Consider the following 393-nt stretch of genomic DNA (forward strand, 5'->3'; position numbering starts at 1 on the left):
CCGTTAAAGCGGCTCAGATAATCATACTTTTCCGCGCCCATTTCCACGGTCGCGACATCGCCCAGCCGCACTTCAGAGCCGTCCTGATTGACCCGCAGGGTGATATTACGGAACTGATCGGGCGTCTGGAGCAGGGACTGAGAGTTAATGGTCGCGTTCAGCGCCTGGTTATCGACAGAGGGTGTACCGCCCAGTTGACCGACGGCGATCTGAGCGTTCTGCGATTCGATGGCGTCAGTCACGTCTTTGGCCGTCATCTGCACGCTGTTCAGCTTGTTGGGATCCAGCCAGATGCGCATGGAATACTGCGAGCCGTAGGCGTCGATATCCCCTACGCCGTTAATACGGCTGAGCGGATCCTGGATATTACTCGCCACGTAGTCAGCGATATCC

1 protein-coding gene is annotated in these 393 nt (G+C 57.0%); it reads right to left on the bottom strand.

Annotation, left to right across the window (positions count from 1 at the left end):
* Positions 1–393: efflux RND transporter permease subunit (locus H0X90_RS35545; protein WP_196438456.1), on the bottom strand; the 393-nt coding region annotated here is incomplete at both ends.

This window comes from Burkholderia sp. 9775_39 (assembly GCF_015712225.1).
Taxonomy (GTDB): Bacteria; Pseudomonadota; Gammaproteobacteria; order Burkholderiales; family Burkholderiaceae; genus Burkholderia; species Burkholderia cenocepacia.